The sequence below is a fragment of the Rhodopseudomonas palustris genome (assembly GCF_034479375.1).
GTDB classification, from domain to species: domain Bacteria; phylum Pseudomonadota; class Alphaproteobacteria; order Rhizobiales; family Xanthobacteraceae; genus Rhodopseudomonas; species Rhodopseudomonas palustris_M.
In genome coordinates this window covers 3,862,247-3,880,543 of record NZ_CP140155.1, presented here as the reverse complement: position 1 = coordinate 3,880,543, position 18,297 = coordinate 3,862,247, and the positions used below count along the sequence as shown (strand labels likewise).

18 protein-coding genes are annotated in these 18,297 nt (G+C 67.1%); 15 read left to right on the top strand and 3 right to left on the bottom strand.

Going from position 1 to position 18,297, the window contains the following annotated elements; all coding sequences use genetic code 11:
• From SR870_RS17475 to SR870_RS17460, 4 genes are all read left to right on the top strand, one after another.
• A complete protein-coding gene (locus SR870_RS17475) occupies positions 1 to 720 on the top strand; it encodes an AprI/Inh family metalloprotease inhibitor (RefSeq protein ID WP_322514808.1) in 720 nt (239 codons plus the stop codon).
• Positions 721 to 822: 102 nt separating this feature from the next.
• Positions 823 to 1,065, top strand: a complete 243-nt coding sequence (locus tag SR870_RS17470) for a type II toxin-antitoxin system Phd/YefM family antitoxin (protein WP_322514807.1) — start codon at positions 823 to 825, stop codon at positions 1,063 to 1,065.
• The gene (locus tag SR870_RS17465) at positions 1,062 to 1,520 is read left to right on the top strand and encodes a type II toxin-antitoxin system VapC family toxin (protein WP_322514806.1); all 459 of its coding nucleotides are present in this window, start codon (positions 1,062 to 1,064) and stop codon (positions 1,518 to 1,520) included. Before SR870_RS17470 ends, SR870_RS17465 begins: the two co-directional genes overlap by 4 nt.
• Positions 1,521 to 1,654: 134 nt before the next feature.
• The gene (locus SR870_RS17460) at positions 1,655 to 2,497 is read left to right on the top strand and encodes an AraC family transcriptional regulator (protein WP_322514805.1); all 843 of its coding nucleotides are present in this window, start codon (positions 1,655 to 1,657) and stop codon (positions 2,495 to 2,497) included.
• A 474-nt stretch (positions 2,498 to 2,971) separates the two neighbouring features.
• Here SR870_RS17460 and SR870_RS17455 read toward each other — a convergent pair whose 3' ends face one another.
• Both SR870_RS17455 and SR870_RS17450 read right to left on the bottom strand, forming a co-directional pair.
• Positions 2,972 to 4,465: an NAD-dependent succinate-semialdehyde dehydrogenase gene (locus SR870_RS17455; RefSeq protein WP_322514804.1), complete on the bottom strand. Its 1,494-nt coding sequence runs from the start codon at positions 4,463 to 4,465 to the stop codon at positions 2,972 to 2,974.
• Positions 4,466 to 4,622: 157 nt separating this feature from the next.
• Positions 4,623 to 4,949: a hypothetical protein gene (locus tag SR870_RS17450; protein ID WP_322514803.1), complete on the bottom strand. Its 327-nt coding sequence runs from the start codon at positions 4,947 to 4,949 to the stop codon at positions 4,623 to 4,625.
• Between the two features lie 286 nt (positions 4,950 to 5,235).
• Between SR870_RS17450 and SR870_RS17445 the strand changes: the two genes are divergently transcribed.
• Together SR870_RS17445 and SR870_RS17440 are read left to right on the top strand one after the other, a co-directional pair.
• Entirely contained in the window at positions 5,236 to 6,423 is a 1,188-nt protein-coding gene (locus SR870_RS17445) for a serine hydrolase domain-containing protein (protein ID WP_322514802.1), read from the top strand.
• Between the two features lie 120 nt (positions 6,424 to 6,543).
• Entirely contained in the window at positions 6,544 to 8,250 is a 1,707-nt protein-coding gene (locus SR870_RS17440; RefSeq protein ID WP_322514801.1) for an AMP-binding protein, read from the top strand.
• A 317-nt stretch (positions 8,251 to 8,567) separates the two neighbouring features.
• On the opposite strand, the gene SR870_RS17435 is transcribed toward SR870_RS17440, so the two are convergent.
• On the bottom strand, positions 8,568 to 9,569 hold the full coding sequence (locus tag SR870_RS17435) for an adenosine kinase (RefSeq protein WP_322514800.1): 1,002 nt from the start codon (positions 9,567 to 9,569) through the stop codon (positions 8,568 to 8,570).
• Between the two features lie 428 nt (positions 9,570 to 9,997).
• Between SR870_RS17435 and murJ the strand changes: the two genes are divergently transcribed.
• From murJ to miaB, 9 genes are all read left to right on the top strand, one after another.
• Positions 9,998 to 11,554, top strand: coding sequence for a murein biosynthesis integral membrane protein MurJ (gene murJ, locus SR870_RS17430; protein WP_322514799.1), 1,557 nt, complete (start codon positions 9,998 to 10,000; stop codon positions 11,552 to 11,554).
• 51 nt (positions 11,555 to 11,605) lie between these two features.
• On the top strand, positions 11,606 to 12,658 hold the full coding sequence (gene trpS, locus SR870_RS17425; RefSeq protein ID WP_322514798.1) for a tryptophan--tRNA ligase: 1,053 nt from the start codon (positions 11,606 to 11,608) through the stop codon (positions 12,656 to 12,658).
• Positions 12,659 to 12,854: 196 nt separating this feature from the next.
• On the top strand, positions 12,855 to 13,349 hold the full coding sequence (locus SR870_RS17420) for a universal stress protein (RefSeq protein ID WP_322514797.1): 495 nt from the start codon (positions 12,855 to 12,857) through the stop codon (positions 13,347 to 13,349).
• 150 nt (positions 13,350 to 13,499) lie between these two features.
• The gene (locus SR870_RS17415) at positions 13,500 to 14,066 is read left to right on the top strand and encodes a NifU family protein (RefSeq protein ID WP_011439486.1); all 567 of its coding nucleotides are present in this window, start codon (positions 13,500 to 13,502) and stop codon (positions 14,064 to 14,066) included.
• A 161-nt stretch (positions 14,067 to 14,227) separates the two neighbouring features.
• Positions 14,228 to 14,920: a tRNA (adenosine(37)-N6)-threonylcarbamoyltransferase complex dimerization subunit type 1 TsaB gene (tsaB, locus tag SR870_RS17410; protein WP_322514796.1), complete on the top strand. Its 693-nt coding sequence runs from the start codon at positions 14,228 to 14,230 to the stop codon at positions 14,918 to 14,920.
• Positions 14,921 to 14,944: 24 nt separating this feature from the next.
• Complete coding sequence (gene rimI, locus SR870_RS17405) at positions 14,945 to 15,430, top strand: ribosomal protein S18-alanine N-acetyltransferase (RefSeq protein WP_322514795.1); 486 nt, start codon at positions 14,945 to 14,947, stop codon at positions 15,428 to 15,430.
• A 61-nt stretch (positions 15,431 to 15,491) separates the two neighbouring features.
• Entirely contained in the window at positions 15,492 to 15,938 is a 447-nt protein-coding gene (locus tag SR870_RS17400; RefSeq protein WP_322514794.1) for a Fur family transcriptional regulator, read from the top strand.
• 168 nt (positions 15,939 to 16,106) lie between these two features.
• Entirely contained in the window at positions 16,107 to 16,760 is a 654-nt protein-coding gene (locus SR870_RS17395; RefSeq protein ID WP_322514793.1) for an HAD family hydrolase, read from the top strand.
• Between the two features lie 96 nt (positions 16,761 to 16,856).
• Entirely contained in the window at positions 16,857 to 18,293 is a 1,437-nt protein-coding gene (gene miaB, locus SR870_RS17390) for a tRNA (N6-isopentenyl adenosine(37)-C2)-methylthiotransferase MiaB (protein ID WP_322514792.1), read from the top strand.
• Positions 18,294 to 18,297 lie beyond the last annotated feature (4 nt).

Sequence of the window (18,297 nt, the reverse complement as noted above, 5' to 3'; positions counted from 1 at the left end):
ATGAGACGCTGCGTCGCCGCCGCCATGCTGTTGCTGTTGAGCGCCGCGCCGGCGCCGGCGCAGGACGCCACGGCGCTGACCAAGGCGATGGTCGGACAGTGGGAACTGTCGACCACCGAGCGCAGCAGGACCTGCGTGGTGACGCTGAAGCCGGAGGCCGCTCCGCAAGGACAGCAGGGGGGGCTTCAAGGGGGCGTGCCTGGCATGAAGCTCGAACTCGAGCCCGGCTGCGCCGCCGCGCTGCCTTTCACCAGCGATATCGCATCCTGGACCGTGAAGGGCCTCGACATTGTCCGGCTGCAGAGCGCCGCCGGCGAACCGGTGATCGATTTCACCGAGGTCGAGAGCGGCATCTTCGAAGGCCTGCGCGCCAATGAGGGCGTCTACATCCTGCAGAATCTGGTCGCGGCGCGTTCGCTCGCCAAATCGATGGACCAGATGATCGGCGACTGGTCGATGGTCCGCGGCAGCGGCCGCGTCGTCTGCGGCCTGACGCTGACCAACAACGAGGCGGCGACGGCGGACAATTTCGAGGCCTTCCTCAAGCCGCGCTGCGATCCGCCGGTCGCGAGTTTCGGCCCGACGATGTGGCGGCTGGAGCGCGGCGCGCTGACGCTGATCGCGCCGTCCGGCGAGATCTGGCGGTTCGAGGCCGACGACAACGCGCAATGGCGCAAGACCCCCGACAGCGCCGACCCGCTGATCATGCTGCGGCAGTGACCGCGGCGGGCCAAGGCCGGCGCGGTGGGTGGTCCATAACCCCTTGCAGATTTGGTGTTTCTTCATTATGTAGTCACAAGAGACTACATGCGGAGATCGCCGATGAAAACGATCAACCTCAGGGAAGCCAAGGCGACGCTGTCGGCGGTGGTCGAAGCCGCCGAGGCCGGCGAGCCGGTGACCATCACGCGGCACGGCAAGGCGGCTGCCGTGGTGGTCCCCGTCGATGTCGCACGGCGGCTCTACCCGGCCCGCAGGGGTTTTGGCGAATTCCTGATGGGCTTTCCGGGCCTTCCTGAAGAGATCGAGCGCAATCCGTCTCCGGGCCGCGAGATCGACCTGTGAGCGATCCGTCCGGCTTCCTGGTCGATACTTCGATCGTGTCGGCGTTTGCGCCGGGCCGGCCGGCGGTGGCCGAGCAAACGGCGCGGTGGATGATCGCGCAGGGCGAGGCCGAGCGGCTGCATTTGTCGGTCATCACGGTGGCCGAGATCGAGCGCGGATGCCGCAAGCTCGCCCGCGCCGGCGGCACGGCGCGGGCACAAGCCTTGTCCGCATGGTTACGCGAACTGATCGACCTCTATGGCGACCGGCTGCTGCCGATCGATGCGGCGACCGCGCGGATTGCCGGCGCGATCGAAGACCAGGCGATCGCGAACGGCGTCCATCCCGGCTTCGCCGATGTGCTGATCGCAGCGACGGCGCGAGCCCATGCGCTCTCCGTGTTGACGGCCAACATCAGTCATTTCCGCCCGCTCGGCGTGAGCTGCTTCAATCCGGTCGACGGGCTTCCGGACTGATCGGCGGCCGAACCCGCGGGTCCGACGCCCGCGGGGCGGGCTCAATGGATCAGCCGGAACCGACAGGTCCGCAGGATTTATCAAGCCGCCATGTGCCATCGATGGGGGACAGCAACTTGCGCCTGCGAGGACCGATGACCAGGACATGGACCAACTACCAGGACCGACTCGATCGGGTGACGTCGTACATCCACGACAATCTCGACGGCGAGCTCGACTTCGACAGGATCGCCGAAATCGCGTCGCTGTCGCCGTATCATTGGCACAGGATCTATCACGCCTGCCGCGGCGAAACCGCGGTCGGCACCGCCCGGCGGCTGCGGCTGCAGCGCGCTTCGGTCCGTCTGGCGCAGACCGACGACCCGATCGCGCAGATCGCGACGCAGGCGGGGTATGCCAGCGTGGCGGCGTTCACCCGCGCCTTCGCGGACGCCTATGGGTTGCCGCCGGCGACCTATCGCGACAGCGGCAGCCATGCCGATTTCCGGCCGGGGCAACTGGCCGCTGCGCAAGGCGGCTGGTCGATCGACATCCGGCGATTCGAGGCGATACCCGCGCTCGCGGTCCGGCACGGCGGTCCGTATATCGAGATCGGCAAGGCCTTCGAAACGCTGTTCGGGCAACTGGCCGCTCGCGGCGCGCTGCCGCAACGGATCGAGATGATCGCGGTCTATCTCGACGATCCGACGGCGGTGCCGCCGGAGCAACTGCGCTCGCTCGCAGCGCTCGCGGCGCCGGGCGGCGTCGTCGATCCGCCGGTCGAGCGCATCGAGATCGCCTCCGGCGACTACGCGGTGCTTCGGCACAAGGGGCCCTATGCGGATATGTGGGCCGCTTATCAGTGGCTGTTCGGCACCTGGCTGCCGCAGTCCGGGCGCGAAGCCGACGATCGGCCTGTCGTCGAGAAATATCTCAACAGCCCGCAGGACACCAAGCCCTCGGAGCTGCTCACCGACCTCTGCCTGCCGTTGCGGTAGGTGCCCGACCCGAGACGCCTGCGGTTGGATGGAATGCTGATGCCCGGCGCGAGGCCGGACATGACGAAGTGATTGCCGATCGGGTCGTGCGCGCCACGCACGCCCGGCGTCATCCTGAGAGTCTGACCGAAAATTCGGACAGCAAAATCAAGCGTTCTTTTGGGTCGCTCATTTCGCGATTAGTTCCGTCATGGCCGGGCTTGTCCCGGCCATCCACGCCCTTTTTGCAGCTTCCGCTGCAAGACGTGGATGCCCGGCACAAGGCCGGGCATGACGAGTTGAAACGAAAGTGCCTGATTTAATTAGCCGCTTTTCCGGTCAGGCTCTGAGGTGCCCGTCCGGCCGCGGGCATGCGCGGGCGAACGGGCCTCGAAGGATGGCCGCAACCACCGGCGCCCGGCATCCGCGGCGCATCCTTCGAGGCGCGCAAGGGCGCGCACCTCAGGATGACGGCGGAGCGAGTGGCGAGTGACCTCAGATCCCCGCCATCATCACGTATTTGATCTCGACATATTCGTCCATGCCGTGATGCGAGCCTTCGCGGCCGAGCCCCGATTCCTTGACGCCGCCGAAGGGAGCTACTTCGGTGGTGATCAGTCCGGAATTGACGCCGACCATGCCGCTCTCCAGCGCCTCGGCGACGCGCCACACCCGGCCGATGTCGCGGGCGTAGAAATACGCCGCCAGCCCGAACGGCGAGTTGTTCGCCAGCTTGATGACTTCGTCCTCGGTCTTGAAGCGGAACACCGGCGCCAGCGGACCGAACGTCTCTTCATGCGCCACCAGCGCGTCCGGCCGCACATTCGCCAGCACGGTCGGCTCGAAGAAAGTGCCGCCGAGCGCGTGGCGCTTGCCGCCGGTGATCACGCGGGCGCCGTTCGACACCGCGTCCGCAATGTGCTTTTCGGTCTTCTCGACCGCGGCCTGGTTGATCAGCGGGCCCTGCGTCACGCCCTGCTGCGTGCCGTCGCCGACCGTCATCGCCTTGACCTTGGCGGCGAGCTTTTCAACGAACGCATCGTAGACGCCGTCCTGCACGTAGAGCCGGTTGGCGCAGACGCAGGTCTGGCCCATGTTGCGATATTTCGACACCATCGCGCCCTCGACCGCGGCGTCGATATCGGCATCGTCGAACACGATGAACGGCGCGTTACCGCCGAGCTCCAGACCGAGCTTCTTCACGCCGACGGCGGACTGCCGGTACAGGATCTTGCCGACCTCGGTCGAGCCGGTGAAGCCGACGAAGCGCACAGCGGGATGCTCGCAGAACACCTTGCCGATCGGCGGCGCGTCGCCGGTGACGATGTTGAACACGCCTTTCGGCACGCCGGCCTTCTCGGCCAGCACGGCGAGCGCCAGCGCCGAGAACGGCGTCTCTTCGGCGGGCTTCAGCACCACGGTGCAGCCTGCGGCCAGCGCCGGCGACACCTTGCGGGTGATCATCGAGTTCGGGAAGTTCCACGGCGTGATCGCCGCGCAGACGCCGATCGGCTGCTTGATGGCGATCAGCCGCGCGTCGGCGCGCTGCGTCGGAATGGTCTCGCCATAGACCCTTCGGGCCTCCTCGGCGAAGAATTCGACATAGGCGGCGCCGATGTCGACCTCGCCGAGCGCCTCGGTCAGCGGCTTGCCCTGTTCGGTGGTCAGGATCAGCGCCAGATCCTCGCGATTGGCGACGATCAGCTCGAACCATTTGCGCATGATGTTGGAGCGCTGCTTCGCCGTCAGCTTAGCCCAGGCCGGGAACGCCCGCTCGGCGGCTTCGACCGCCGCGGTCGCATCGTCCGCCGTCAGGCCGGGAATCCGCCCTATCTCCTGGCCATTGGCCGGATTGGTCACGGCGATCGACCCGGCGCCGGTCCAGGCGCCGTCGATGAAGCACTGCTCGCGCAGCAGTGACGGGTCTTTCAGGCGGTCGCGCAGCGACGAGGCGGCATCGGACGGGCGGGCGGCGGCGGTTGGGGACATCGGTCTTCCTCGAAATTTGACGTCGGCGCGCGGGAGCCTGCGAGCGAAGCGGGTCCCGGCCTGTGAGGAAGTATAGAGGCATCTCGCGCGGTTGGCACGGACCCGGCGTCATTGCAGCACTGCGGCGGCGCGGTTCGCGCCGCAATGCGAAGAAGGCTCAGGCGGCGCGGCTGAACCAGGTCTCCCGCCGTTCGATCATATGCTCTGCGGCGGTCCGGGCGGCGGCGCGCGTCGCTGTGGCGCAGACACGATACTCCAGGTCCGGCGTCGGCGCCGGCGTGCGGCGGCCGAACCAGCCCCCGAGCCGTTTCGGCTGCACCTGCAGTTGGCCGAGCGCCACCGCGAGATTGTCGGCCGCAGCGAAGCCGAACAGCGAACCGTCGTCGGCATTGCGGATCTCGTAGACGCCGGGACAGACCGGCGCTTCGATATTGCCCCGGCCGTCACGGGGATAGCGCTTCCACGCACTCCAGGTTGGGATCATCGAACTCTCCGAGGCCGCGGCCTGCATTGTATTTGTCGGATTGTGACGCCGGAGATTGCTACGAGGTTCAACCAACGGCTTCCGCATTCTGAACGTCGGTTCGCGCCGATCGTTCCGTCGCCGTCGAACGGCCACCAAATCGCCGTCACGTCTGCGGCCGCCACCGCGCTGCAGCGATGGGCTTCAAGACCGCGCGATATGTCGCTCCGTCGATCTGCCGTCTTGCCTATCCGGAGTTTGGGCGGAACAATGCGCCCGTTAACGAAACAACAACCGGGAGGATCAAATGCAGGACGGAGCCAACATCGATCAGTCGTTGCGGCAGATGTGCGAGCGCGGGGAGATCCCCGGCGTGGTCGCGCTCGCGGGCAACTCCAGCGAAGTGATCTATCAGGGCGCGTTCGGCAAACGCGATCTGTCGAAGCCGCAGCCGATGACGACCGACAGCGTGTTCTGGATCGCGTCGATGACCAAGGCGATCACCGCCGCAGCGGCGATGCAACTGGTCGAGCAGGGCAAGCTGTCGCTCGACGAGCCGATCGGCAAGGTGCTGCCCGATCTCGCCGCGCCGCTGGTGCTGGACGGCTTCGACGCCGACGGCACGCCGAAGACGCGGCCGGCGAAGACGGCGATCACGCTGCGCCATCTGCTCACCCACACCGCCGGCTTCTGCTACGACATGTGGAACGCCGACATGGTGAAGTACATGGAGCGCCACGGCATCCCCGGCATCATCGGCTGTCAGGAAGCGGCGCTGAAGACGCCGCTGGCGTCCGACCCCGGCACCCGCTGGGAATACGGCATCAACATCGATTTCGCCGGCAAGGCGGTCGAGGCCGCGAGCGGCGTCAAGCTCGACGCTTACTTGCGCGACCACATCTTCGCGCCGCTCGGCATGACCGACACCGGATTCAAGATCGGCGACGCCCAGCGTGAGCGGCTGGTCGCGGTGCATGCGCGCGGCGAGGACGGCTCGCTGTCGCCGATTCCGTTCGAGGTGGCGCAGGAGCCGGAATTCCACATGGGCGGCGGCGGGCTCTACGGCACCGCGGCGGACTATCTGAAATTCACCCAGATGATCCTCAACAAGGGCCGCGGCGCTGGCGGTCAGGTGCTGAAGCCCGAGACCGTGGCGCTGATGAGCCAGAACCACATCGGCGACCTCAACGTCAACAAGCTCGAGTCGGCGATCCCCTTCGCCACCAACGACGTCGATCTGTATCCGGGCATGGACAAGAAGTGGGGCCTGAGCTTCCTGATCAACACCGAAGCGACGCCGGAAGGCCGCAGCCCCGGCAGTCTTGCCTGGGCCGGGCTCGCCAACACCTATTACTGGATCGATCCGACCCGCGACGTCTGCGGCGTGATCCTGATGCAGGTGCTGCCGTTCGCGGACGGCAAATGCCTCGAGGCCTTCGCCGGCTTCGAGCGCGGCGTGTATCAGGGACTTGTCGCCGGCCAGAAGGCGGCCTGACGCGTCTTCGAGCGCTGCCGGCGGGGCTCGACAAGTCCCGCCGGCAGCGCGATCATCGATCCGAACCACAAAAACAAGCCGGCCGAATCAGGTCCGGTGCACGGCGAGGGAACCAAGGACGTGATCGACAAAGCTCCCGATAAAGCTCCCAGCTATGTGTGCGGCGTCTCCGACGCGCCGCTGCTCGGCATCACCATCGGACAGGCGCTCGATCTGGCGGCGCAGCGTTGGCCGGATCGCGAGGCGCTGGTGTCGCCGAGCCACGACGTGCGCTGGAGCTGGCGCGAGTTCGGCCAGCGCGTCGATGCGCTGGCGGCGGGCTTTCTGGCGCTCGGGCTGGAGCGCGGCGCGCGGATCGGCGTGTGGTCGATGAACCGGCCGGAATGGACGCTGACGCAATTCGCCGCGGCGAAAGCCGGGCTGATCCTCGTCACCATCAATCCGGCCTATCGGCTCAGCGAACTCGAATTCGCGCTCGCCAAGGTCGGCTGCGCCGCTCTGGTCACCGCCACCGCGTTCAAGACCTCGGCCTATATGGAGATGCTGAACACGCTGATCCCGGAGCTTTCGCGCGCGCAGCCCGGCGCGCTGCAATCGGCCAGGCTGCCGCAGTTGCGCGCGGTGATCCAGATCGGCGGCCCGAAATGCCCGGGCACCATCGCGTTCGACGAAGTGGCCGCGATGGGCGGCGACCGCCACCGCGAGGCGATCGCGCGGCTCGCCTCCGAATTGCAGTTCGACGACGCCGTCAACATCCAGTTCACCAGCGGCACTACCGGCTCGCCCAAGGGCGTGACGCTGACGCATCACAACATCCTCAACAATGGTTACTTCGTCGGCCGCGCGATGAAGCTCACCGAGCAGGACCGGATCTGCATTCCGGTGCCCTTGTATCACTGCTTCGGCATGGTGATGGGCAATCTCGCCTCGGTCACTTGCGGCGCCACCATGGTGTATCCCGGCGAGGGGTTCGATCCGCTGGCAACGCTGCAGACGGCATCGAACGAGAAATGCACCGCGCTGTACGGTGTGCCGACGATGTTCATCGCCGAGCTCGATCATCCGGACTTCGCAAAATTCGACCTGTCGTCGCTTCGCACCGGCATCATGGCGGGCGCGCCGTGCCCGGTCGAGGTGATGCGCCGCGTCAATGATCAGATGAACATGCGCGAGGTGACGATCGCCTACGGCATGACCGAGACCAGCCCGGTCAGCTTCCAGAGCGCGGTCGACGACCCGGAGGAGCGGCGCGTTTCAACGGTGGGCCGCATCCATCCGCATGTCGAGGTCAAGGTGGTGGATCTCGAAGGCCGCATCGTGCCGCGCGGCGCGCGCGGCGAACTCTGCACCCGCGGCTACAGCATCATGCTCGGCTATTGGGACGAGGCGGAAAAGACCGCCGACGTGCTCGACGCCGCCGGCTGGATGCACACCGGCGATCTCGCGGTGATCGACGACGAAGGCTTCTGCAACATCGTCGGCCGCATCAAGGACATGGTGATCCGCGGCGGCGAGAACCTGTATCCGCGCGAGATCGAGGAATTCCTGTATCGCCATCCGAAGATCCAGGACGTCCAGATCTTCGGCGTCGCCGATCATCGCTACGGCGAGGAACTGTGCGCCTGGGTCCGTGTCCGACCGGGCGAGACGCTGACCGCCGACGAGATCCGCACCTTCTGCCAGGGCCAGATCGCCCACAACAAGATCCCGCGCTACGTCGAATTCGTCGACGAATTCCCGATGACCGTCACCGGCAAGATCCAGAAATTCGTGATGCGCGAGAAGGTGGAAGAGAAGCTCGGTCTGGTCGCGGCGAAGACGGCGTGAGGAGTTAGTCCCTCATGGCCTCATGGTGATGAGCTAGTCCCTCATGGTGAGGAGGCGCGTAGCGCCGTCTCGAACCATGAGGCGGCATCGCCTGGCTGGCCCACAGACACGCGGCCATCCTTCGAGACGCCCGGCTCCGCTCTGCGAGCGGCGCCGGGGCTCCTCAGGATGAGGGCATTGCGTTTTGTTGATTCAATACAACAAGGATCGTCATTCCGGGGCGCGCGCAGCGCGAACCCGGAATCTAGAGGTTGTTGCGAAGAGAGATTCCGGGTTCGCGAACTTCGTTCGCGCCCCGGAATGACTCGGGGAGTGTCTTACACCGGCAGCCCGTGCTGCTGCGCCAGCTCCTTCAGCGACACTAGCGGCCGGGCGCCGATGTGCTGGATCACTTCGGCGGCGGCCAGCGCGCCGAGGCGGCCGGCGTTCTCGTAGCCGGCGTTGCGGACCAGGCCGAACAGAAAGCCCGCGGCGAACAGGTCGCCGGCGCCGGTGGTGTCGACGAGCTGGTCGATCTTCGCGGCAGGCACCAGCGTGACGGCGTCGCCCTCGACCACCGCGCAGCCCTTCTCGCTGCGGGTGACGACGCCGAGCGTGACGTCCTGCGCGAGGCTCTTCAGCGCGGTGTCGAAATCCGAGGTCTGGTACCGCGAATGCAGTTCCGACTCGTTGGCGAAAATCAGGTCGACGGTCTTGCTACGCATCAGTTCGAGGAACTCGCCGCGATAGCGATCGACGCAGAAGGCGTCCGACAGTGTCAGCGCCACCTTGCGGCCGGCGCCATGCGCGATGGTCGAGGCTTTCAGGAACGCTTCCTTGGCCTGCGGCGGATCCCACAGATAGCCTTCGAGATAAGTAATCGCCGCCGCGGCGATCTGCGCCTCGTCGATATCGGACGGCCGCAGGTCCTGCGCCGCGCCGAGAAACGTGTTCATGGTGCGCTCGCCGTCGGGCGTCACCAGAATGTAGGAGCAGCCGGTGGCCGGTCCGTCCGCCGCCGCCTTGGTATCGAACGCCACGCCGGCGGCGCGGATGTCGTGGGCGTAGAGCTTGCCGATCTGGTCGTCCTTGATCTTGCCCACATAGGCGGTGCGCGCGCCGAAGCTCGCCAGCCCGACGATGGTGTTGGCGGCGGAGCCGCCGGAGATCTCGGTGGCCATCCCCATGTCGGCGTAGATCGCGGCGGCGCCGGCCTCGTCGATCAGCGCCATGCCGCCCTTGGTCATCTTGTGGCGGAGCAGGAAGTCGTCCTCGGTGCGCACCAGCACGTCGAACAGCGCGTTGCCGATGGCGAGGACGTCGTATTGGGCTGAGCTCATCGAGATTGGTTTCCATTGCGGCGAGGGGGAATCGGACCGCGGTTCTGCGGCAGGGGCCGGTGCATCGCCGGCCGCGCGAAAGGCGCGCCGACCTATCACGTTCGGCGGCGATGCGGCAAGCGAGGGCGGTTCCGAGACCGTGTCAGCCACCGGCACATCCTCGTCCTGAGGAGGCCGGCAAGCCCGAAAGGGCGAAGCCGGGCGTCTCGAAGGACGGGCCGCGGGTACGCTGCATTTCCGTCAGCTCATGGTTCGAGACGGCGCCACTGCGAGGCCGTGCAGGTTTCCGATCCAGTGCCAGGCGCCTCCTCACCATGAGGGCTGTGCCCGCTGGAGGGAGGACGCCGCTATCGCACCCCCTTTACCAATCAGCCACTCAACCGAGCTGCGCCAGGCCCTTGCCCGCGCAATCCGGCTATAAGCCTCGCATGATCCGCCCGATTCTCACCGTTTCCGCCGGAACGCTGTCGTCGCGCCTGCTGGGATTCGTTCGCGACGCGCTGGTCGCGGCGCTGCTCGGCGCCGGCGCGGTGGCGGACGCGTTCCTGCTGGCGTTCCAGCTCGTCAATGTGGCGCGGCGGCTGCTGACCGAAGGCGCGCTGAATGCGGCGCTGGTGCCGGCCTGGCTGCGGGTCCGCGAGCACAACGGCCCGGTCGCGGCCGCCGCCTTTGCCGGCCGGCTGCTCGGCACCGTGGCGCTGGCGACGCTGCTGCTGGCGCTGCTGCTCGGCGTCTTCATGCCGCTGTTGATCGCGCTCTTGGCGCCGGGCTTTCTCGGCCATCCGACGCTGCTGATGGCGGTGCGCGACGCGCGGCTGATGCTGCCTTATCTCGCCTTCGCCGGCCCGGTCGCGGTGATGATGGGGCTGTTCAACGCCCAGGGCAAAGTCGGCCTCACCGCTTTCTCGCCGCTGCTGTTCAACATTTTGCTGATCACCGTCACCGGCGCGCTGCTGCTGTGGCACGCCGACGAGACCCGCGCCGCGCTGATCCTGTCCGCCACCGTCGGCATCGCCGGGCTGCTGCAGCTTTCTGTTCTCGTCTTCAACGGCCGCGGCGAGCGCCTCGCGACGCCGCTGCGGGTGTCGTTCGACACCGCGATGCAGGCGTTCTTCGCCAAGGCGATCCCCGGCATGATCGCCAATTCCGGGCCGCAGCTCCTGATCGTGATCGGCGCGATCGTGGCGTCGTCGCAGCCCGCCGCGGTGTCGTGGCTGTATTTCGCCAACCGGCTGATCGAGCTGCCGCTCGGCATCGTCGGCGTGGCGATGGGCTCGGTGCTGGTGCCGGAACTGGCGCGCGCGGTGCGCGGCGACGACCGTGCGGCATTGTCGGACGCCGCGTCGCGCGGGCTGGAGCTCGCGCTCGGCGTGGCGCTGCCGGCGACGCTGGGGCTGATCGTGCTGAGCGGGCCGATCGTGCGGGTGCTGTTCGAGCACGGCGCGTTCACGGCCGCCGACACCGCTGCGACCGCGCAGGCGCTGGCGCTGCTGGCGCTCGGCCTGCCGGCGCAGGTGCTGGCGAAAACCTGGTCGGCGGCGTTCTTCGCCCGCGAGGACACCCGCACGCCGCTGCTCGCCACGCTGCTCGCATTGGCGGTGGCGCTCGCCGCCGCGCTGCTGCTCGGGCGGACGTTCGGCGCCAGCGGCGTCGCCGTCGCGATCGCGCTCGGCGCCTGGAGCAACGCGGCGCTGCTGCTGGGACGCGGCCTGAGCCGTTTCGGCGTCACCATCGACGCCGCCGCGCGCCGCCGCGTCGCGCTGATCGTGCTCGCGGCCGGCGCGATGGGCGGGCTGCTGGCGCTGAAGGCCGGTTTCGTGCTGCCGCTGGTCGCACAGGCTTCGACGCTGGCCCAGGCCGCCGCGCTCGGCGTCCTGATCGCCGGCGGCGTGATCGTCTATGCGGCGCTGCTGATGCTGTTCGGCGTGGTGCGCCCGGCGGCGGCGCTGGGCGCGCTGCGGCGGCCGCGCGGCTTGCGCGGCTAGCGCGCTTGTGCCACTTCACGGCGCCTTATCAGGATGCGCAGGAACACGATCATGGCCATTACGCAGCGGGTTTTTTCCGGGGTCCAGCCGACCGGCAATCTGCATCTCGGCAACTATCTCGGCGCGATCGTGAATTTCGTGAAGCTGCAGGAGACCCACAACTGCATCTATTGCGTGGTGGACCTGCATGCCATCACCGTTCCGGTGGCGGTCTGGGGCGGCCCGGACGAATTGCGCCGCAACACCCGCGAGGTCACCGCGGCGTTCATCGCCGCCGGCATCGATCCGCAAAAGCACATCATCTTCAACCAGAGCCAGGTCGCCGAACACGCCGAACTCGCCTGGGTGTTCAACTGCGTCGCCCGGCTCGGCTGGCTCAACCGCATGACCCAGTTCAAGGAGAAGGCCGGCAAGGACCGCGAGAACGCCTCCATTGGACTATATGATTATCCGGTGCTGATGGCGTCCGACATTCTGGTCTATCGCGCCACCCATGTGCCGGTCGGCGAGGACCAGAAGCAGCATCTGGAACTCACCCGCGACATCGCCCAGAAGTTCAACAACGACTTCTCCGCCTCGATCGCCGCGCAGGGCCTCGGCGACGCGTACTTCCCGCTGCCGGAGCCGGTGATCACCGGACCGGCGACGCGGGTGATGAGCCTGCGCGACGGCACCAAGAAGATGTCGAAGTCGGACCCGTCGGACTATTCGCGCATCAATCTCACCGACGACGCCGACGCGATCGCGCAGAAGATCCGCAAGGCCAAGACCGATCCGGAGCCGCTGCCGACCGAGGAGAAGGGCCTGGAACCGCGCCCCGAGGCCGACAATCTGGTCGGCATCTTTGCGGCGCTGGCCGGCAAGCCGAAGGCCCAGGTGTTGAGCGAATTCGGCGGCGGGCAGTTCTCCGCATTCAAGTCGAATCTGGTCGATCTCGCAGTCGAGAAATTGTCGCCGATCGCCGGCGAAATGAAGCGGCTGTCGGCCGACCACGGCTATGTCGATTCCGTGCTCGCGTCGGGCAGCGACCGCGCCCGTGTTATCGCCGCCGAAACCATGACGTCGGTGAAGGACATCATGGGCATGGTGCGGAAGAAGGGCTGATATTCGGCCTCGGCCCTCGTCCTGAGGAGCCCGGCGCAGCCGGGCGTCTCGAAGGACGAGCTTGTGTCGCATGGTTCGAGACGCGCAGCTTCGCTGCGCTCCTCACCATGAGGGCCGTGCCCTTGTCCGCCACCGCGCCGCCGTGGCAGCATGGCGGGGTTTGCGCGGGCGCGCGCGTGGGAACCCGGGGACACCATTGAGCAGCCAGCGACGCAGTTACGAATCCGGCCACAAGCCGAAATGCCTGGTCGTGGTCGACGACACCGCCGAATGGGATCGCGCGGTGTATTACGCCAGCCGCTGGGCGGTGCGGGTCGGCGGCGGCGTGGTGATGCTGCGGGTGATCGAGATTCTCGACCAGAACCAGCAATGGCTCGGCGTCGCCGATGTGATGCGTGCCGAGGCGATCGAAATCGCCGAACGGGCGCTCGACCGTGCCTCCGGCCGCGCCAATGGCGTCGCCGGCATCACCCCGGAGCGGGTGATCCGCGAGGGCGACACCATCGCCCAGGTCCGCAAGGCGATCGACGCCGACGTCGACATCACCACGCTGGTGCTGGCGGCGAGCGACGGCCCGGAGGGCCCCGGCCCGATCGTCACCGCGATGGTGCGCCATCTCGGCTCGTTCCCGGTTCCGGTCGTGGTGGTGGCGTCGAGCCTGACCGACGACGACATCGACGCGCTGACCTGACCGTCGTCACCCGAGATTCGAAAAGTTGAATGCTTTCAAGCCACAATCGCCTTCCACCGCGGCCTGCCGGCTTGATCGTGCGTTCCGCGACGCCATCTGCTAGACACAGCCTCACGCACCGGCCTTGAACCGGCGACGACGGAGATCCCCATGTTCATCCAGACCGAACCCACGCCGAATCCCGCCACCCTGAAATTCATCCCCGGCCGCGTCGTGCTCGACAGCGGCACGATGGAATTCACCGACCGCAGCCAGGCGGCGCGCTCGCCTCTGGCGGAGCGGCTGTTCGACGTCGATGGCGTCAGCGGCGTGTTCTACGGCTCGGATTTTGTCACCGTCACCAAGGACGGCGGCGACTGGCAGCATCTCAAGCCGGCGATCCTCGGCGCCATCATGGAGCACTACATGTCCGGCGCGCCGATCCTGGCCGACGGCAAGACGGATGGCGACGCCGGCGACGAGGACGACGAGTTCTTCGCCGAGCGCGACGCCGAGACCGTCGAGATCATCAAGGATCTGATCGAGACAAGGGTGCGCCCGGCGGTCGCCAATGACGGCGGCGACATCACCTTCCGCGGCTTCAAGGACGGCATCGTCTATCTGGCCATGAAGGGCGCCTGCTCCGGCTGCCCGTCCTCGACCGCGACGCTGCAGCACGGCATCCAGAACCTGCTGAAGCACTTCGTGCCCGAAGTGGTCGAAGTCCGCCCGGTCTGATTCGCCGCGCGCCATCGTACCAAACCGATGGCGCCGGTCCGGCCGCATGCTGCGTTGCATCCGCGATGCGTTGTCGGCCTGCTGCGCGTTGTCGGCGAATCTCTGTCGATCGTGTCCGTCGGGGCATGACGCGCGCATTGCATTGCTGATATGCTCGGCGGATGTTGATCCTCGCTATCGATACCGCGCTCGATGCCTGCGCCGCTGCCGTGCTGGACACCGCAGCGAACCGGCTGCTCGCCCGGGAGTCGCAGCCGATGCAGCGCGGCCATGCCGAGGCGCTGATGCCGCTGCTCGGCCGCGTCATGCAAGCCTCCGGCATCGGCTTCGCCGATCTCGACCGCATCGCGGTGACGACCGGACCTGGTAGTTTCACCGGGTTGCGGGTCGGCTTGTCCGCCGCGCGCGGTATCGCGCTCGCCGCCGACAAGCCGATCGTCGGCCTCACCACGCTGTCCGCCTTCGCCGCGCCGCTGGTCAGCGAGCGCGACGACACGCCGATCCTGTCGGCGATCGATGCGCGGCACGATCAGGTCTACTATCAGCTCGTCAGCGGTAACGGCACGCGGCTGGTCCCGCCGCGCGTCGGGCCGATCAGCGAGGCGCTGGAAACCGTCCGCCACGGCGCGCCGCGGCTGGTCGGCAATGCGGCGGGCCTGCTCGCCGCGCGCTGGCCGGCGTTGACGCCGCCGGCGCCGCTGATCGATCAGCAGCCCGCCCCGGATATTTTCTGGATCGCCTGGCTCGGCGCCGCCGCGACGCCCGAAGCCGCGCCGGCGCGGCCGTTCTATTTGCGCGCCCCGGATGCGAAGCCGCAGGCCGATGCGCTGGCGCGTGCGCAGCCCGCCGCATGACGCTGCTCGAATGATGCTGCTCGAATGATGACCTGGTTGGCCGAATTCTGGGGTTACGCCGACGCCGTCGTCGAGCCCGCGACGCTGCGCGACAGCCCGAAACTGGCGCAGCTCCATGCCGCGTCGTTTCACTCCGGTTGGAGCGAGGAGGAATTCGCCGACCTTTTGAGCCAGCGCAACACGCTGGTGCACCGATTGCGTATGGGACGTAGGATCATTGGATTCATCGCCTCGCGATTCGGGGCCGACGAAGCCGAAATCCTCTCGGTCGCCGTGGCCTCGGGCTACCGTGGCCGCGGATTGTCCCGGGAACTGCTGCTGACGCATCTCGGCCATCTCGCCGGCCACGGTGTCGCCAAAGTGTTTCTGGAGGTCGAGGAAAACAACCAGCCGGCGCGGCGTTTGTACCAGCGCGCCGGTTTCGAGATCGTCGGACGCCGCGAGCGCTATTATCGCCAGCCCGACGGCGAACAATTGAACGCATTGATAATGCGTCGCGACTTGTCCTAATTTTCGCGCGATGGCACAAGTGCTCGTCGCTCCGTCCAATTCCAACAATGCGTTGACGCCGATGTCCGATATGAAGGCCAATGATATGAAGGCCACTGAAATCGAAGCCCGCTGTGCCGCCACCGGCATGCGCATGACGGAACAGCGGCGCGTGATCGCGCGGGTTCTCGCCGAGTCGGTCGATCATCCCGACGTCGAGGAGCTGTACACCCGCTGCGTCGCCGTCGACGACAAGATCTCGATCTCGACCGTGTACCGCACCGTCAAGCTGTTCGAGGACGCCGGCATCATCGAGCGGCACGATTTCCGCGAGGGCCGCGCCCGCTACGAGCAGATGCGCGACAGCCATCACGATCACCTGATCAATCTGCGCGACGGCAAGGTGATCGAGTTCACCAACGAAGAGATCGAGACGCTGCAGGCCGAGATCGCCCGCAAGCTCGGCTACAAGCTGGTCGATCACCGGCTCGAGCTGTATTGCGTCCCGCTCGACGACGACAAGGCCTGAGCCGTCGGGCGTCGAGCGCTGTCAGCCTCGCTCGAGGTCGAATAGTTGTGAACGACTCGTCATGGCCGGGCTTGTCCCGGCCATCCACGTCTTTGAACGTGGCCGGCGCTGAAAGGCGTGGATGCCCGGGACGAGCCCGGGCATGACGGTGGAAACGAAAGGGCGTGATTGACTTACGACCTCGTCATCTTCGATTGCGACGGCGTGCTGGTCGACAGCGAAGTGATCTCCTGCCGCGTCCACGCCGAAACGCTGACCCGCCACGGCTATCCGATCACCACCGAACAGGTCGCCGAGCGCTTCCTCGGCCGCTCCGGCCGGGAGGCGCGGCGCGAAATCGAGGCCGAACTCGGCCGCGCCTTCGCCGACGAGTTCGAGGCGCAACTGGTCGCCGATTTGCTGCGCAGCTTTGCCGACAGCCTCGAACCGATTCCCTTCATCAACGATGCGCTCGACGCGATCGCGCAGCCGGTCTGCGTCGCCTCCAGCGGCACGCCGGAGCGCATCAGCTTCGCGCTGAACCGCACCGGCCTGTATCAGCGCTTCGCGCCGAACCTGTTCTCGGCCGAGCAGGTCGCCAACGGCAAGCCGGCGCCCGATCTGTTTCTGCATGCGGCGCGGCAGATGGGCGTGGCGCCGGGGCGCTGCGTGGTGGTCGAGGACAGCGTCCCGGGCATTCTCGGCGCGACGGCCGCCGGGATGGCGGTGCTGGGTTTCGTCGGCGGCAGCCATTGCGTGCCCGGCATGGACGCCAGGCTGTCCGCCGCCGGCGCCGCCCAGGTGTTCGCCGATATGCGGCAATTGCCTGAAATAATTCGATAAAATTGCTGCGACCGGGGTCGTGCGGCGGTCGCCGGCTGGATTTCGCCGGTTTTCGCCTGTAGAGCAGGGCAGCTTTTACCTCAAACCCCGGTTGTCATGGCCCCGCCGCGCAAGCTGCACATCAAGTCCTATGGCTGTCAGATGAACGTCTACGATGCCCAGCGCATGGTCGACGTGCTGGCGCCGGAGGGTTTCGTCGAGACCGCCAGCGTGGACGACGCCGATCTGGTGATCCTCAACACCTGCCACATCCGCGAGAAGGCGTCCGAGAAGGTCTATTCCGAGCTCGGCCGGCTGCGGCTGGCGCGCGAGGAGGCGGCCAAAGGCGGCCGCAAGATGCAGATCGCGGTCGCCGGCTGCGTTGCGCAGGCCGAGGGCGAGGAAATCGTCCGGCGTCAGCCGGCAGTCGATGTCGTGGTCGGCCCGCAGAGCTATCACCATCTGCCGCGCCTGCTGGCGCAGGCGGCGCAAACCGGCCGGGCGCTGGAGACCGAGTTTCCGGTCGCCGACAAGTTCGGCTTCCTGCCGCAACCGCGGCCGGAGACGATCCGGGCCCGCGGCATCTCGGCCTTCGTCACCGTGCAGGAAGGCTGCGACAAGTTCTGCACCTTCTGCGTGGTGCCCTATACCCGCGGCGCCGAAGTGTCGCGGCCGGTGGCGGCGATCCTCGACGACGTCGCGCGGCTCGCCGACAACGGCGTCCGCGAGATCACGCTGATCGGCCAGAACGTCAACGCCTATCACGGCGACGGCGCGGACGGCCGGCCCTGGACGCTCGGCCGCCTGCTGCAGCGGCTGGCGGCGGTTCCCGGCATCGCCCGGCTGCGCTATTCGACCAGCCATCCCAACGACGTCGACGACGATCTGATCGCGGCGCATCGCGATCTCGATGCCCTGATGCCGTTCGTGCATCTGCCGGTGCAGTCGGGCTCGGACCGGATTCTGGCGGCGATGAACCGCAGGCATTCGGCGGCGGATTATCGCCGGGTGATCGACCGGTTCCGCGCGGTGCGCCCGGAGATCGCGTTTTCGTCGGATTTCATCGTCGGATTCCCCGGCGAGACCGAGGCGGATTTCGAAGCGACGCTCGCACTGGTCACACAAATCGGCTACGCTGGTTCGTACTCGTTCAAATATTCGCCGCGGCCCGGCACGCCCGCGGCGGAGATGCCGGAGATGGTGCCCGCAGCGGCGATGGACGAACGTTTGGAGCGACTCCAGCAATTGATCGACGCTCAGCAATCGGCCTTCAACAAGGCCGCGATCGGCCGGACCGTGGACGTGCTGTTCGAGCGCGCCGGCCGCAAGCCGGGCCAGATCGTCGGCCGCACCGCCTATCTGCAGCCCGCCCATGTTTTTCCTGGTCACGTCTTTCCAGGCCCGACGTTTACAGGTCCCGGGATGGCGCCCGACAGCATCATCGGGCAGGTCCTCCCGGTCCGGGTCGACAGTCTCGAGCGCTACAGCCTGCTCGGCGAACTGGCGGCCACGCCGCCGCAGCATGCTCGTCCTCTGGCCGCTACTGGAGCCTGAGCCC

Bases quoted from the DNA above. Each gene is read 5' to 3' on its own strand.
- SR870_RS17475 (WP_322514808.1), top strand. From the start codon at position 1: ATGAGACGCTGCGTCGCCGCCGCCATGCTGTTGCTGTTGAGCGCCGCG.
- SR870_RS17470 (WP_322514807.1), top strand. From the start codon at position 823: ATGAAAACGATCAACCTCAGGGAAGCCAAGGCGACGCTGTCGGCGGTG.
- SR870_RS17460 (WP_322514805.1), top strand. From the start codon at position 1,655: ATGACCAGGACATGGACCAACTACCAGGACCGACTCGATCGGGTGACG.
- SR870_RS17455 (WP_322514804.1), bottom strand. From the start codon at position 4,465: ATGTCCCCAACCGCCGCCGCCCGCCCGTCCGATGCCGCCTCGTCGCTG.
- SR870_RS17450 (WP_322514803.1), bottom strand. From the start codon at position 4,949: ATGATCCCAACCTGGAGTGCGTGGAAGCGCTATCCCCGTGACGGCCGG.
- SR870_RS17445 (WP_322514802.1), top strand. From the start codon at position 5,236: ATGCAGGACGGAGCCAACATCGATCAGTCGTTGCGGCAGATGTGCGAG.
- SR870_RS17435 (WP_322514800.1), bottom strand. From the start codon at position 9,569: ATGAGCTCAGCCCAATACGACGTCCTCGCCATCGGCAACGCGCTGTTC.
- murJ (WP_322514799.1), top strand. From the start codon at position 9,998: ATGATCCGCCCGATTCTCACCGTTTCCGCCGGAACGCTGTCGTCGCGC.
- trpS (WP_322514798.1), top strand. From the start codon at position 11,606: ATGGCCATTACGCAGCGGGTTTTTTCCGGGGTCCAGCCGACCGGCAAT.
- SR870_RS17415 (WP_011439486.1), top strand. From the start codon at position 13,500: ATGTTCATCCAGACCGAACCCACGCCGAATCCCGCCACCCTGAAATTC.
- tsaB (WP_322514796.1), top strand. From the start codon at position 14,228: ATGTTGATCCTCGCTATCGATACCGCGCTCGATGCCTGCGCCGCTGCC.
- rimI (WP_322514795.1), top strand. From the start codon at position 14,945: ATGATGACCTGGTTGGCCGAATTCTGGGGTTACGCCGACGCCGTCGTC.
- SR870_RS17400 (WP_322514794.1), top strand. From the start codon at position 15,492: ATGTCCGATATGAAGGCCAATGATATGAAGGCCACTGAAATCGAAGCC.
- miaB (WP_322514792.1), top strand. From the start codon at position 16,857: ATGGCCCCGCCGCGCAAGCTGCACATCAAGTCCTATGGCTGTCAGATG.